13 protein-coding genes are annotated in these 14,663 nt (G+C 64.3%); 7 read left to right on the top strand and 6 right to left on the bottom strand.

Going from position 1 to position 14,663, the window contains the following annotated elements; genetic code table 11:
* Positions 1–693, top strand: a 693-nt coding sequence (locus tag BSE24067_RS20820) for a serine hydroxymethyltransferase (protein ID WP_174904838.1), incomplete at its 5' end; no start/stop codon positions are given.
* A 216-nt stretch (positions 694–909) separates the two neighbouring features.
* On the opposite strand, the gene BSE24067_RS20815 is transcribed toward BSE24067_RS20820, so the two are convergent.
* From BSE24067_RS20815 to BSE24067_RS20790, 6 genes are all read right to left on the bottom strand, one after another.
* Positions 910–2,394: an aminotransferase class V-fold PLP-dependent enzyme gene (locus BSE24067_RS20815; RefSeq protein ID WP_151063804.1), complete on the bottom strand. Its 1,485-nt coding sequence runs from the start codon at positions 2,392–2,394 to the stop codon at positions 910–912.
* A 261-nt stretch (positions 2,395–2,655) separates the two neighbouring features.
* Entirely contained in the window at positions 2,656–2,988 is a 333-nt protein-coding gene (locus BSE24067_RS20810; protein ID WP_174904837.1) for a TrfB-related DNA-binding protein, read from the bottom strand.
* On the bottom strand, positions 2,989–3,246 hold the full coding sequence (locus BSE24067_RS20805; RefSeq protein ID WP_151063869.1) for a PAAR domain-containing protein: 258 nt from the start codon (positions 3,244–3,246) through the stop codon (positions 2,989–2,991).
* 74 nt (positions 3,247–3,320) lie between these two features.
* The gene (locus tag BSE24067_RS20800; RefSeq protein ID WP_151063870.1) at positions 3,321–4,664 is read right to left on the bottom strand and encodes a virulence factor; all 1,344 of its coding nucleotides are present in this window, start codon (positions 4,662–4,664) and stop codon (positions 3,321–3,323) included.
* Between the two features lie 134 nt (positions 4,665–4,798).
* A complete protein-coding gene (locus tag BSE24067_RS20795; protein ID WP_151063805.1) occupies positions 4,799–7,111 on the bottom strand; it encodes a T6SS effector phospholipase Tle3 domain-containing protein in 2,313 nt (770 codons plus the stop codon).
* A gap of 19 nt (positions 7,112–7,130) precedes the next feature.
* Entirely contained in the window at positions 7,131–9,755 is a 2,625-nt protein-coding gene (locus BSE24067_RS20790) for a type VI secretion system Vgr family protein (protein WP_244130587.1), read from the bottom strand.
* 21 nt (positions 9,756–9,776) lie between these two features.
* Between BSE24067_RS20790 and BSE24067_RS32610 the strand changes: the two genes are divergently transcribed.
* The 6 genes from BSE24067_RS32610 to BSE24067_RS20765 all read left to right on the top strand — a co-directional run bounded on the left by BSE24067_RS32610 (position 9,777) and on the right by BSE24067_RS20765 (position 14,644).
* Positions 9,777–9,932 (top strand): hypothetical protein, encoded by a 156-nt coding sequence (locus BSE24067_RS32610; protein ID WP_244130586.1) that lies wholly within the window; start codon positions 9,777–9,779, stop codon positions 9,930–9,932.
* Positions 9,933–10,264: 332 nt separating this feature from the next.
* Positions 10,265–10,525: a hypothetical protein gene (locus BSE24067_RS20785; protein ID WP_170297445.1), complete on the top strand. Its 261-nt coding sequence runs from the start codon at positions 10,265–10,267 to the stop codon at positions 10,523–10,525.
* 137 nt (positions 10,526–10,662) lie between these two features.
* Positions 10,663–11,913: an MFS transporter gene (locus tag BSE24067_RS20780; protein ID WP_151063807.1), complete on the top strand. Its 1,251-nt coding sequence runs from the start codon at positions 10,663–10,665 to the stop codon at positions 11,911–11,913.
* A 130-nt stretch (positions 11,914–12,043) separates the two neighbouring features.
* On the top strand, positions 12,044–12,973 hold the full coding sequence (locus tag BSE24067_RS20775; RefSeq protein WP_063551064.1) for a LysR family transcriptional regulator: 930 nt from the start codon (positions 12,044–12,046) through the stop codon (positions 12,971–12,973).
* Positions 12,974–13,087: 114 nt separating this feature from the next.
* Positions 13,088–13,582 (top strand): cupin domain-containing protein, encoded by a 495-nt coding sequence (locus BSE24067_RS20770; protein WP_151063808.1) that lies wholly within the window; start codon positions 13,088–13,090, stop codon positions 13,580–13,582.
* A gap of 42 nt (positions 13,583–13,624) precedes the next feature.
* On the top strand, positions 13,625–14,644 hold the full coding sequence (locus BSE24067_RS20765) for a hydroxyquinol 1,2-dioxygenase (protein WP_151063809.1): 1,020 nt from the start codon (positions 13,625–13,627) through the stop codon (positions 14,642–14,644).
* Positions 14,645–14,663 lie beyond the last annotated feature (19 nt).

Raw genomic sequence — 14,663 nt, 5'->3', positions numbered from 1 at the left:
CGTCTGGCGAAGATCGCGAAGTCGGTGGGCGCGTACCTGATGGTCGACATGGCGCACTACGCGGGGCTGATCGCGGCCGGCGTGTATCCGAACCCGGTGCCGCACGCGGACTTCGTGACGACGACGACGCACAAGAGCCTGCGGGGCCCGCGCGGCGGCGTGATCCTGATGAAGGCCGAGTACGAGAAGCCGATCAACTCGGCGATCTTCCCGGGGATTCAGGGCGGCCCGCTGATGCACGTGATCGCGGCGAAGGCGGTGGCGTTCAAGGAAGCGCTGTCGCCGGAGTTCAAGGCATATCAGCAGAAGGTGGTGGAGAACGCACGCGTGCTGGCTGAAACGCTGGTCAAGCGCGGGCTGCGGATCGTGTCGGGCCGCACGGAAAGCCACGTGATGCTGGTGGACCTGCGCGCGAAGCAGATCACGGGCAAGGCAGCGGAAGCGGCGCTCGGTGCCGCGCACATCACGGTGAACAAGAACGCGATCCCGAACGATCCGGAAAAGCCGTTCGTGACGAGCGGCATCCGCCTGGGTTCGCCGGCGATGACGACGCGCGGCTTCGGCCCGGCGGAAGCCGAGCAGGTGGGCAACCTGATCGCCGACGTGCTCGAGAATCCGGAAGATGCAGCGACGATCGAGCGCGTGCGTGCGCAGGTGGCCGATCTGACCAGGCGTTTTCCGGTCTACGGCTGAGACGCGGCAACTGGTTCGGTCGGGTTCAACCGCGTGCACGGTTGAACCGTGTGAACGCCGAAGCGCGCCGGATCATCGCGCGGCGATATCCGGACTCGCTTCGCGAACGTGCGTTGCGATGCGGCATGTGCCACCGAAGGCACTGAAGCGTATGGCGCTTGACGATGCTGCCGCCCGCGCGGGCGCGGGCGGTGCGTCGTGACGTGCGGGCTGGACTCAGACCGTCTCGGCGCGCCGCGCCGTCAGCCGACTCCACAGCATCCCCGAGCGGCTTCCGCTTCGACAATACGCGAGCACCGGTTGCGGCAACGCGTCGATCAGCGCGCCGAACGCATCGACTTCCGCATCGCCGATCCGGTCGCGTTCGATCGGCAGATAACGCGCGTCGAGGCCAAGCTCCCGGGCAGCGGCCGCGATTTCGTCGAACGACGGCTGATCCGTGCTTTCGCCGTCCGGCCGATTGCAGATCACCGCGCGAAAGCCGGCGTTGCGAATCGCTTTCAGCTCCGCCGGCGTGATCTGCCGCGACGCGGTGAATCCGGTTGCGGCCGACGCGCGGCATTGCTCGAGTGCGCGCTCGAAGCACGCGATCGCGACATCGACGTCCTGCTCCGTCGTGAAGCGGCCCAAGCTGATGCGCACCGTGCGGCCGGCGGCTTCCGCATCGAGGCCGATCGCGGTCAGCACGTGCGACGGCGCGCCGCTCGTCGAATTGCATGCGGACGTCGACGACACGGCGAGCGAATCGCCGAGCATGAACGGGAAGAAGCCCGGCGCGTTCACCGTGACGCTCAGTGTGTGCGGAATGCGGCGTGCGCCTGCCGCGTTGTGCGTGATGTCGCCGAGCGCGAGCAGCGCGTTCTTCAGGCGCGCGCTCAGCGCCGCGATCCGCACGGTTTCGCGCTCGAGCTTGTCGGCGGCGAGTTCGCACGCGGCGCCCATCCCGACGATCTGATGCGTCGCGAGCGTGCCCGAGCGCAGCCCGCGCTCGTGGCCGCCGCCGTGAATCTGCGGCGCGATGCGATCGGCGATTTCCCGGCGGACGAACAGTGCACCGATGCCCTTCGGACCATAGACCTTGTGCGCGGACATCGACAGCAGATCGATGCCGAGCGCGCGCACGTCGATCGGTGTCTTGCCGAGCGCCTGCGCGGCGTCGACGTGCAGCAGCGCGCCGGCCGCATGCACGACGCGCGAGATTGCGCCGATGTCGGTCAGCGTGCCGAGTTCGTTGTTGACGAGCATCAGCGACACGAGCCCCGTATCGGGGCCGATCGCCGCGGCCACGGCATCGACGGTGATTTCGCCGTCAGCGGTCGGCGACAGGTAGGTCGCGGTCATCCCGCGCTTCGACAGGTTCGCCATCGTGTCGAGGATCGCCTTGTGTTCGATGCGGCTCGTGATCAGGTGGCGCTTGCCGGTCGCGGTTTCCGCATAGCCCTTCAGCGCGAGGTTGTTCGATTCGGTGGCGCCCGACGTCCAGACGATTTCATCGGCATCCGCGCCGATCAGCGCGGCGACCTGCGCGCGCGCGTGCTCGACCTTTTGCTTCGCGAGCCGGCCGGCGGCGTGCGAGCTCGAGGCCGGATTGCCGAAGATGCCGTCTGCGCCGAGGCAGGCGGTCATCGCTTCGATCACGTGGGGGTCTGCGGGCGTCGTGGCTGCGTAGTCGAGGTAGTGCAGCGCGGTGGTATCGCTCATGTCCTTTCTCTGGCTCTTCTCTTCGTGACGGGGGAAATGATACGAGGAGGCGCGGGGAAAAAGGATCCAAAGTTGGCTGGAAAAAGCACCTGATGTGGAATTACGTTTTATCGTTTTGGCATATTGGGGAATTTGATTTTAACGGCGGCGGAGCATCGCACATTGGTCATACGGAAGGCCGCATGGCCGGGGGTCACCGACGCGGTGTGGGCCCCGGCGTGGGGCGAGTCGATTCCGCGGGCGCGCCAACGGGCGAGCCGGTCACGGCCACTCGTTCCGGCCGGGCTGATTCGACAAGCGGTGCGCGTCCGCGACCCACGCGTGCAGCGCTCGTTCGTATTTCGCCGGGATCGTGATCGTCACCGTCGTGACGCGCGTGACGTTGCACGGGAGTTCCAGATACCGCTGCCATGCCTTGCGAACGAGCTGCGACATGGCCGAGCGGTTCATGCCCAGTTTCGCGGCCAACTCGCGCTGCGGGCGGCCCTTCACGAAAATCTCGTGCAGGGCCCACTGGTTCAACGGCTTGATCCGTGTGTCCTGAAGCCGCAGCAGTCGGAACTGCTCGGCGGTCATGCGGCGCGTCTTCGGCATTCAGGCTCGCACCGACGTCGGAACGGATGAAATCAGTGTGGCTCCGCATGACGTCACGTGACCGTCGAACGCGGCGGCTTGGCCTTCGATGTTGAAGGCCGCGTCGCCTGCGGCAATGGTGCAGGCACCGTGGATCGGACACGAACACGCGTCGCCGAAGCGGGCGACCGCGCGCCCCATGACCTTGCTGAATTCGGCGCCGGAATCGACGCGGCCGCCGTGCGTGTGTCTGTCGCCTACCCGGATGATTCCTTGCATATGACTTTTCCTTTCGAATGGGTTCGCGCGGCGGCGCGGTTCGTGTTCGTTGCGCACTGCCGCGCCGGTTCGCATTACCACGAATAGCCCTGCATGCCGTAATCGACATCGTGTCGGCGTCCCCACCACGGCAGGTACGCGTTGTTGCCGCCGCGTGCGCGGAACCAGTCCTGGGTTGGGTCGATCGGCGTGAGCTTCGGCGGTGGCCTGACGACGACGGCGACGGGGTGCTCGGGGTCGGTCGTGCCCGCTACCAATGCGTTGCCGCCGTAGTGGTTGATCCGGCCGATCGCGAGCGCGACGTCGGTCAATGCGCTGCCGGTTCCCATGTCGCCGAGCAGCGCGGCGGTGTTGAAGGTTTGCTTCCGGTGGTCGTATTCCCGCAGCGTTTCGGTCAAGGTCTGCGCGAGCGACGCAAGGCGTGACGACGATGCGTCACTGGGCGCGCCCGCGTCGTGGACAATGTAATTCAGATCCGTGACCGCGACGCCGGCGTTGCGTGCCGCTTCATCGATCGTCGCTTTCCATGCCAGCACCACGCGCGTCGTGCCGGCCTTCGGCGAAAACGCTTGTGTGTTGCCGGTTGCCGCCTTGCCGATCCACGCGAGCGGTTCGCGCTCGGTGTTGAAGTTCGGGCCGGCGAGGAACAGCACGACCAGGTTCTCGTTGATCTGCGCGTCGGTCGGCGGGAAGCTCGGGGCGTCCCAGTTCATGGCCCACACGGTCTTGTCGGGATTCTGCTGCAAGTAGTCCAGCGCATTGTTCAGCGACGTGAAGCCGGCGTTCGCGCCGCCTTGGGTGATCCGGACGTCGGGGGGCGTGGCGCGGCTCCACATCGTCGGGAAATGGGGATTGCCGATCGAGAACGTCTTTCGAATCCGGTCGCGCAAATAGCTCTGAGACTCGTCCGCATCGAGCCGGTTCGGGATCGCGGCTTCGACACGGATGCCCGCCAATTCACGCCAGTCCTTTTTGTTTGCCGGGCTCACCGTGTAGAAGTATTTGGGATTGGAGGCATAGCGCGAGCTAAGTAGCAACGGGAACTTGAACATATACTTGTGGTAAAAGCCCTTGAACGTTTCCGCCCCTCGGTTGCCGTATACGAGCGCACCGATCGATCGGAGAGACGAGAATTTCTCGGGGTTCGTGCGGACCATGTCGTCATTCTTGTTCGGTGTAACAAGCCCTTGCGTCCATAGCAGTTGCCATTCCGTCGGATAGTCCATACGCTGCAATGGGTTCAACCACATTAGTCCGACAACCTGGGCGAGAAACGGCTTGGCCGGCTCTTCGATTGACGTCGCGGGCTTCCCCGCTGGCTCCCGCGCAGACGCAGCTTGCGCGGAATGTATCGCCGCGGTGGCGAATGCGAAGACCATGAGCGCAGCCAGGCCCGGTACAACAACAAATCGTTTCATCCACTCTCCTATTTCCATATGCGCTGGATTGGGTTGCTCTCCGTGGACCGTCAGGACGGTCATCAGCACGGCTGCGATCAGCCATGCGGAGACGGCGAGCGCGACACGCCGCGGCCATGTAGCGATCAGCGTCTTCAAATCACGCCTCCGACTTTCAGATAAAGCTCACCTTCACGCTCATCCGCTATCGCGCCGGGTTTATTTCCTTCGCTTTTCTCGGCATGTACCCATTCGTGAATCGGCAGATCGTCGATTTCACCCTGCGCAAAATATTCGAAATACTTCTGGTTCGGGTGCCCATCGGGAATACCGCCTCCCATCCGCCAATCCGCCTCAATCCGCAAGTCGTAAAGTTGATCGGGCGTCAGGTAGCACAGGCCCACAGCGACGTCATATGCAAGCGCCTTCTCTGCGTGCTCGGGATTGGTCATCGTCGTCGAATGATTCGTCGGGCTGTTGATCGCTCCGCGATCGAGCCAATCGACAATCTGCTTGTCGCGCCATTCCTTGTAGCCGTCAGGCATAGCGCTTTTGCCGTCCTCGCCGATCACGTGGCCGTCGCTATCGATCCATTCCGTGTTCAGCGTTCGACGTGCTTCCATTCGCATCAATGCGCGATCCTCGTAGCGCTGTCCGGCCTCGGTGGCTGCCGTTCCTTGGGCGATGCCGTCCTTGTTCTTCGGCCGATACTGGTCGTATGGATCGTCGGCGCGCTTGTCGGCTTCGGTCTTGTTTGCGTCGCGCCACGCGGCCGGCGGATCGTTGCCTTCGTTGAAATCGCTTACCGCGTCGCCGTCCTTGGTTTCGACGGACTTGCCGAATCGCAGTGCCTTCGGCGGAAATGGTTCATCAAGCGCCGGCGCATCGGCCACCACCGTCCAGCCCTTCGGCGGATCGGCATTCACACGCAGCATGTTCAACGCAGAACTGATGCCCGTCACGACGAACATCAACGGCGCAGTCACGAGCGTCGCTGCCACGCCGAGAACCGACTCGTTTCCCTTGATCGCGCCGACCAGATTGAACTTGGCCGGCGGCGACGGCGGATACCAGAAGCCCGATTTCGTTCCTTGCTTGCCGTGACGCCAGTCGTCTTCCCAATACCGGTAGGGTTTCTTTATGCCGACTGGAAAGCCGGACGCGAACACGCGCTGCGTCAGGATGTCCGCCGCGCCGAGATCGTCCAGTTCATGCTTGCTGATCCCGCGCCAGCCGATGCCTTGGACGGTCACCGCCGAAATCACCTGATCGTGCGGACAGCAATATGCAGTGATGCGGCCATACGTCGATCCATTCAAGCCATGGCGCATGCGATCTTCTTGTGCCGCATAAGAGCGGTTGCTCGCTGGCGATACACGCTTGTTCGCCATGTCTTCATCGATCTTGTCCGCGGGCAGTTCGTATGCCTTGCGCGCGCCGATGATCGACAGAAATTTTCCGAACGTCTTCGTGCGCGCCGCATAGGTCTGCCGCCCGCGCTGGCCGCTCGCGTCCTTCGTTGCGCGTTGCGACCATGTATCCATGAACGTGTCGGATTTATACGGGCCCTCTGCGTTCGCAAGGCTATATGGCGCGTTCGCCAGCACGTAGGCATCTGCCACGCAATGGCCTTTACGTCCCCATGGATCTTCGACGTCGGCGAATGCATCGCCGAAGAATGCCGCAGTGAGGCCGACGATATTGCCCTGGCTATGACATACGACGGTAATCGGCACGTCGGCCTGCATGCTTCGAATCGACTCGATGAGCCGCGCCAAGCGCAACGCGGCGAGCACGCCATACGCGCGTGGCGGCGCGCGATACAGCGGCCGGTTGGTCGGGTTGATGCCTTGCACGGTCATCCAGGCCATCGTTCGGTCATCAAGGCCACCGTGCCACAGATCGGGCAGGCTTGAACAACCATTCGTGAACGGACCGCCGCCCCAATAGTCCTTCTCGTTCAGAAAGATCTTGTCGCCGTATTCCTTCAGCTCTGCCGCTGTCGCCCGATAGCCCCACCGGAAATGAATGACCGGTGAGAACGACGGATCGGGTTTGATGTAATTGTCTGCGAGCAAATCAGGGTTCAAGAACCCATCCGGCGTCACGCTTTCCGTGTACTTCGCGGGCGTCAACTGTCCGGCATCGATGCCGTGATACATCATCTGGTCGTCCAGCCGCCCGAGCCGCCGATTCAGCCCACGGCACAGCCCTTCCTCCGACGCCTCGAACCATTCGCCTTCGGAATTCACCCCATGCACGAAAATCACGATGCCGGGCAACGGCATCTGCTTCACGCAGATCAGGCGTATCCCCTTCGTGAACATCGTCACGCCTTCGCCGCGGCCGACGACGATCGGTGGCGGGGCAGGGCGCGGAGCAACCGCGCCGGCCGCATCGGATTTCGTAGCGTGCTCGCCGCTGGACGGGTCCGCTATCGGTTGTGGATCGAGATTCGAACTGGTCATCCGGACTCCTGCACATGCTTTAAGAATTGTTCTTGATGAACTGCACCGCCAGCCGCTCGAACTGGTCGGTATCGACTGCCGGCAGCTCACCCGCCGCGTCGGCCGTCAAACCCGACAGTGCACCGGAAGCCTTGTGAATCTGCCCGTCGAATCCTGGGGCTGCGTCGCCATCCGAAGCGCGAACCAGCCTGGGCACGCGCTCAAGCGTGTCCTGCCCGAACTTCGGCAGGTCCGCGTTCATGCTCGCCGGCCCATCCCACACATGCCCCGCCGACTTCACCGTGAATTTCCCCGGACACCCCAGTTCGATATCGCCGCCGCGCAGCTTGAGATACGCACCGCCGGACGTGACGAACACGACTTCATCGCTCGCCGTGCCGACGAGGTGTCCGCCACCCGCCGTCAATCGAATGTTCTTCGCCGACTCGACTTGCGTATCGTCGTTCTGCGACTGAATCTCCACCTTCCCCTGATTCGCGATCGCCGCAATGCCGTCGCTGTGCGCGAACATCGCGACGCCGCGCCCGGCATGAAGATTGATGCGTTCGCCGCTCGCGACCTGCACGTGCTGCTGCGCGATCTGATCGATGTTCTCGCCCGCATACGCGACGTGCGTTTTCGGCGTGACGTTCAGCGATCCTGACTGCGCGCCGAACGCGATCAACGCGGGCGCGGCGTCGGTTGAGCCGGGCCGAGCAGCGTCGGGTGTCCAGTTGCGGAAGGCGCCTGCAACGTTGTCCTGACCGGCGGAATCGGCGGATCGCCCGCCATGCTGACCGGCGTAATCGCCAAGCGATTTGAAGAGTTCGGTACATTGATCGAGCAGCCGGATCAGTTCGTCGCGGTCAAGCTGATCGCCGGTGGCCTGCGTACGCGCATAGGTCGACAACAGGATGCCCTGCGCCGCGCGCAACGCCATCGCCGCATCGGTGCGCAACTCCGCGCCTTCGCCGCGATCCTTCCCGTGTCCGTTTTCGCGCGGCTGCGTCAGATACCCGAGATTCAGTTGCGTATGCGCGTGTTCGCTCGCCAGCTGCGCCGAGATTTGCGACGGCGTGTCGTCGAGGCGAAGCTGGTTGTAACGCCGGCCTCGGATCTCCTTGGTCTTGATCCCCGACAGGAAGCGGTTGCCGGGAAGTGCGCCGGTATGGCTGAACGTCGCGGGCGGGTTCGCGCCGTTGCTCAACACGCCGATGATGACCAGCCTGTCCGGGTCGCCCGACAGGCATCCCAACAGCACTTCCATGCCGACGCGCGGCAGGAAAATCGCGCCGAAATTGCCGCCGGCCAGACTCGTCGCGACGCGAATCGGCGCGCTGTCGCCCGCCAGGCCGTTCGTTCCGGCGCCTTGCGCGTGCGCATGATCGTCCGGATCGTAGCCGTGGATCTGCACGCGCACGCGGCCGGCCTCGTCGCAAAACACTTCGTCGCCCTGCGCGCCGACGATCGTGCCGGTCAGCAGGTGAGCCGGCGGCAGATCGGTCTTCGGGTCGTATGCGGGCTTGAGCGGCACACCGCGACGCACGCACGTGAAGCGGTTCTCGTAGCGCGTGCCGGTTTGCTGCGATCGATACCCCGATGTCGGCGCAACGGTTTGCGCCAGATTCCGGCTCGCCGCGAACAGCTCATGAACGCGACCCGCGAGCGGCTTCGGCAGGTTGTTCCGGATATCGTGCCGAACCGACGTGACAACGAACCGGCGATGGTCGACCGGCTTCATGTCGAGTTCCGGGTCGCCCGTCAGCGTGAACCAGTGGCCGACCGGCATGTCGCGTACGCTGCCGATCCCGTCGTAACGCTCGGCTTCGAACTGATGCGCGAGTATCCGGTCGTGCGTGATGCGATGGTGATCGGTCCATGAGTCGCCGACGTGCGGGATATCGATCGCGACGTCGGTCAACAGGCGCGCAAGGTCGTTTCCGGATTCGCCCTGCTCGATGCCGGTGACGGCGCTGGAGTCGTCCGCACGGGCCTTCTTGTAGTCCCACGACGGGCGGCGCACTTCGCCGGGCGACAGGCGCTGCGCGTGCGCAAAGAGCGTGACCGTGTCGCGTGGTTCGGTTCCCGCATCGCGCGGGTGAAGGCGCAGCGTGCCGGCCGGCGCCTCGGTCAGGCGATGCGGATCGTCGCAGAACACGAGCGTATGAACCGGCGACGCGTCGGCCATGCCGCGCGCCGTGCCGGCCGGCTCGGCCTTCGCGAAGACCGTGATGCCTTCCCGGCGCAGCAGACGCCGGATGAAGCCGGCGTCCGACTCGTTGACCTGCCGCGTGAGTTCGCGCACCGGATAGCGATCGGCCTGCAATCCGGACAGGTCGAAATCGAAGGCGCGCGCGAGGGCTGGGCTGCGCAGCTTCCACTCGTGCATCAGCGTCGCCAGAATTTCGGGCACGCTGCGCGACCGGAATACACGGGCGTTGGTGCGGCGGTCCATCAACGACAGCGCGTCGCATACGTGCAGTTGATAGACGGTCAGTTCGCCGTCGGATTGACCGGTCCGCACTTCGCGCACGATCGCATTGATCGTTCTCGTGCCGCCGCGATCGGTCGTCAGCCAGACCGATACCGGCAGGCCGAGAAACAACGTCGGCGACAGATGGTCGTGGGGCGATACGCAGGTCAGCTGCCCGTCGATTCCGGACATCAGCCCTTCGCGGATATCGGCATGGTGGAGCGCAAGCAGGTGGCCGACCGCGCGTTGCGCGCGGCCGAAATGGAGATCGACGGGGCGCGTGCTTCCGTCGATCAGACCCGTCGCAAAATCGCGAAATGTTCTCGCTATCGACGTCGCCATAATCTCATTGACGTTCTTGTTAAATAAGATTTGTTTGAAATGGAATTGAAATTCGCTCGACTGGATTTTCCGTAAAATTCGTCTGGAGAATATCAAGCTTGTCGGGCGGGATAAATGATTTTTCGTTTTTATGCGATGCGGTGGCGTGCTGGAAACAGTATTTTAAATTTTGGCGTATCTGATTGATTCTGAATAATCTTATGTCGATGGCTGAATGCACTGCCCGTGCGGCTGTCGGGCCGGAATGTATGGGCTGTGATCGGGGGATTTTATTTAAAATAAATTGAGAAAAGATCGGTGTGAATAAGATCCGTCCGAAGCCGCCGTGAATAGCGGAATATTGCGCCGTCGAAAAATGTGTGAATCGATGGCTGTCGCGCTCCGGTTTCCCTCGTGACGAGCTCGTCGTGAGCGCTGCGCGGGCCAGCTGCGATGTCCATGAGGGATTTCCCCGTAGGCTCGCAATGAGCGCCGTTTCAACCCCGCGCGTGCCCGCGCAGCGCTTCTCCGCCGGCCTTTCCGCCCGCCGCGCCGATTATTTGCATTTCGCGAATGGCGCGTTCGCCGGTTGTTCCATACCCGATCCGCATCCGCGCACCTATCGTTCGGGCGTCGGCTGATTGAATTCGACGCCTGCAACCGGCAGGCGGCCGCCATTCCTCGCGACTCGCGTCGCATCGCACATCCAAGACAACGGGCCTGGCTCATGCACGGACGCTCCCGCGCGCGCGGGCTGACCAGCTCCACGGAGACAGACATGAAAGCAAACGAGTGGGATACCGCGTACGAGTGGAAGGCGGTCACGCTGCTGGCGCTCGGTTTCGGGCTGGTCGGCCTCGACCGCTGGCTCATCGCGCCGCTGTTCCCGTCGATCATGAAGGACCTCAACCTGACCGCGCAGGACGTCGGCAACTGCATCGGCGTGCTCGGCCTGTCGTGGGGCGTCTTCGCCGCGCTGATGGGCGGCATCTCGGACAAGATCGGCCGCCGCAAGGTGCTGATCCCCGCGATCGTCGCGTTCTCGTTGCTGTCGGGCTTCTCGGGGCTCGCGGGCGGGCTGCTCGGCCTGATCGCGATTCGCGGGCTGATGGGCGTCGCCGAAGGCTCGTTTTGTCCGACCAGCTTCGCGGCGACCGCTGACGCGTCGCATCCGCGGCGGCGCGGCCTGAACCTCGGGCTGCAGCAAAGCGGCTTCGCGCTGTTCGGGCTCGCGCTGTCGCCGATCATCGCGACGCAACTGCTCGAATACGTGTCGTGGCGCTGGGTGTTCGCGCTCGTCGCGATGCCCGGGCTGATTCTCGGCGCGATCATGTTCTTCGTGATCCGCGAGCCGAAACGCGCGAAGGACGTCGTGTCGGAACACGCGCCGGCTTCGCTCGGCCACGTGCTGAAGAGCCGCAACATTCTCGTCGCGATGGCCGCATTGTGTTGCGCGATGACGGGCGTGTTCGTGCTCGGCGCGCTGCTGCCGCTGTACCTGACGGACTACCTGTCGCTCGGCACGCAGAAGATGGGGCTCGTCGTGTCGGCGATCGGCTTCGGCGGCTTTCTCGGGCAATTCGGCCTGCCGGGGCTGTCCGATCTCGTGGGCCGACGCGCGGCGAGCATCGTCGGCTTTGCGGGCACGGCCGTGATGCTCTACATCTTCCGCGGCCTCGGCCCGCAGCCTGTCACGCTGTTCATCGTGCTGTTCGTCGCGTCGTTCTTCACGCTCGGACTCGTGTCGCTGCTGTCGGGGCCGGTCGCAACGGAAGCCGCGCCCGTGGGCCTCGTGTCGACGTCGATCGGCGTGGTGGTCGGCTGCGGCGAGATCTTCGGCGGCGGGATCGCGCCGGCGATGGGCGGCTACGTCGCCGCGCACTTCGGGATCCAGAACATTCTGTGGCTGCCGATGTGCGCGGTGCTGCTCGGCATCGTGATCAGCATGCTGCTGCGCGAAACCGCGCCGGCAGTGCTGCAGCGCCGCGTACGCATGCAGCCGGAGCTGTCGGCCGGCAAGCAGCCATAACGCGCCGGACGCGGCGGCGGCCGCCGCCGCGATTGACACCCGTCAGGTGACAGAGTGACGCCTTTCGCATGACCCAACCGGCGGGCGGCTGCGGTTAGACTGCCGGTTTCGCTTCCACCAAGGGCGCGGTATGGACCGGTTTCTGAGCATCGAGGCATTCGTCAGGGTTGCGGAGGCGAGCAGTTTCGCGGAAGCGGCCAGGCAGCTTGGAGTCACCAGTTCCGTCGTGACGAACCGTATCCAGCAACTGGAGAAGTTCGTCAACGCGCCGCTGTTCCATCGCAGCACGCGCCACGTTCGGTTGTCCGAAGTGGGCGAGACCTTCTACCGCGAATGCGCGGAGGTGGTCGGGCGCGTGAACGAGCTGACCGATCAGATGCGCGAGCTGCGCGCGACGCCCACCGGCCGGCTGCGCATCCAGATGCTGCCCGGTTTCGCGCTCGATCACTTCGGCGTGCCGCTCGCCGAATTCAATCGCCGCTACCCGGGCATCCAGCTCGACATCATCGTCAACGACCGTGTCGTGGACCCCGTCGAAGAAGGGTTCGACATCGCGTTCCAGATCTTCCCGCCGATTTCCGAGTCGCTGATCGAGCGCCGCCTGTTCGTCGTGCGGCGCCTGTTCTGCGCGTCGCCCGCGTACCTCGACGCGCATGGTGCGCCACAACATCCGCGCGAATTGCTGCAGCACACCACGGCGCTGTATTCAGGTTATCCATCACGCAATCGCTGGACGCTGACGCGCGGCGACGAAGTCGTCGAAATGGAGCTGCCCGGCATGATCCGCTCGAACTCCGTGCATCTGCTGCGCGAGTACGCGCTGACGGGCGGCGGCGTCGTCTGCCTGCCGACGCTGGTCGCGAGCGATGCGCTCGTCGCGGGCCGGCTGGTGCCGATTCTCACCGACTTCCAGATCGCGCCGCTGAGCTTCGCGGCCGTTTATCCCGCAACGCAGCGACAGGCGTTGAAGGTCAAGGCACTGGTCGAATTCCTTGCCGAATACATCGGCGACGAATCGCCGTGGGACCGCCCGCTGCTGGAGCGCGGCTGGGTCCGCTGAGCGCGGCGATTATTCGCGAAACGCAAATGCCGTAGTCGCGGTCCGTTGCCTTGTTGACGGGCGCGGCCGCCCCTAAAGTTGAATCCAACAAGCGGTTCAACTCAGGAGACAGCAATGACCGACACGGCATTCCACACCGTCTTCGGTTCGCTCGACGGCTACACCCGCGGCGAGATCGAAATCACCAGCGGCAGCGCGAAGCACTACGCGTTCTCGAACGTCTTCGACATCGCATCGAAGTCGGTTCCGTACGAGAAAGTCGTCGCCGGCAAGAACCTCGAATACGTGATCGAAGTGCTGCGGACTGACGGCGAGTCGCCGTGGTTCGTGTGCGCGCACGACGAGTTCGCGATCCAGATGGATGGCGAAGTCCGCATCGAATTCATCAAGCTCGACAACCCGCCGGCCACCGGCCGCGGCACCGTGAACGCCGGCCCGCATCCGGCGGGCCGCGAGATGGGCCACGTCGTGTTGCGCAGGGGGCACCAGGCCCTGCTGCCGGCCGGCTGCGCGTACCGGTTCGTCGCGAGCAAGCCGGGCGTCGCGCTCGTGCAGACCGTGCTCGGCGAGCTGTCCGTCGAGAAGTGGGCCGACATCTGCGTGCACTGATCCGTCCGCTCGAACCCGTTCAACTATTCCTGGAGACACGTCATGGCCACCCTCGAGACCCTCGATCCTTCCGCAGGCTTCGCCGCCGATCTGGTGCAGGCCACGGAAGCCGATGCCGCCACCGGCTACCGCCGCTTCCAGCTCGGCGAATTCGCGTTCCAGCGCGACGAGTATTTCGTGAAGATCAGCTGGCCCGCGAAAGGCCAGACCCGCACGCACGCGATCCCCGCGGACGCATTCCTGCGCGCGATGATGCGCGACGTCGCGTGGGGCTTCTTCTATGGCTGGGTCAACTTCGATCATGTGTTCGGCACGCGCAACCACTACGGCAAGGTCGACGTCTATGCGGGCACGTTCAACGGCATCCTGAAGGAAGCGGGCGTCGACTACACCGAGACGTTCGACACGCCGACGATCATGGCGACGTTCAAGGCGATGCTGCACGACTGGACCAACGAAGGGTTCGATCCGTTCGCCGCGCCGGAGGAAACGGGCAGCGCATTCGGCCGCAAGCATGGCGAAAACGTCGCGGCGATCGAGCGCACGCGCATCGCGACGCGCCGGATGCCGGGCCTTGAAGGCGACTCGCCGCTGCGCGATGCGCTGCCGATCAACCGCGCGTTTCTCGACGTCGATCAGGACGAGCCCGAAGTGCACGTGAAGCCGGGCTTCGAAGGCGAACTCCACGCGTTCAACCTGTTCAAGTACCTGTCGCGCTCGGACGTGACGTGGAACCCGTCGGTGACGTCCGTGTGCGGGCGCAGCCTGTTCTGCCCGACGACCGAGGAATTCATCCTGCCGGTGTTCCATGGCAACGACCGCGTCGAATGGTTCCTGCAACTGTCCGACGAAATCGTGTGGGACATCGGCGACAAGAACACCGGTGCGCCGCGCGCGCGGATCACGATGCGCGCCGGCGACATCTGCGCGATGCCCGCCGACATCCGGCATCAGGGCTACTCGACGAAGCGCTCGATGCTGCTCGTGTGGGAAAACGCGACGCCGGACCTGCCGCAGCGATACGAGCGCGGCGAGCTTGCGCCGTATCCGATCGAGTTCTAAGCCGCGCTCGCGCAACACA

This window comes from Burkholderia latens (assembly GCF_902499045.1).
GTDB classification, from domain to species: Bacteria; Pseudomonadota; Gammaproteobacteria; order Burkholderiales; family Burkholderiaceae; genus Burkholderia; species Burkholderia latens.
This window is presented reverse-complemented; position numbering and strand designations above follow the sequence as displayed.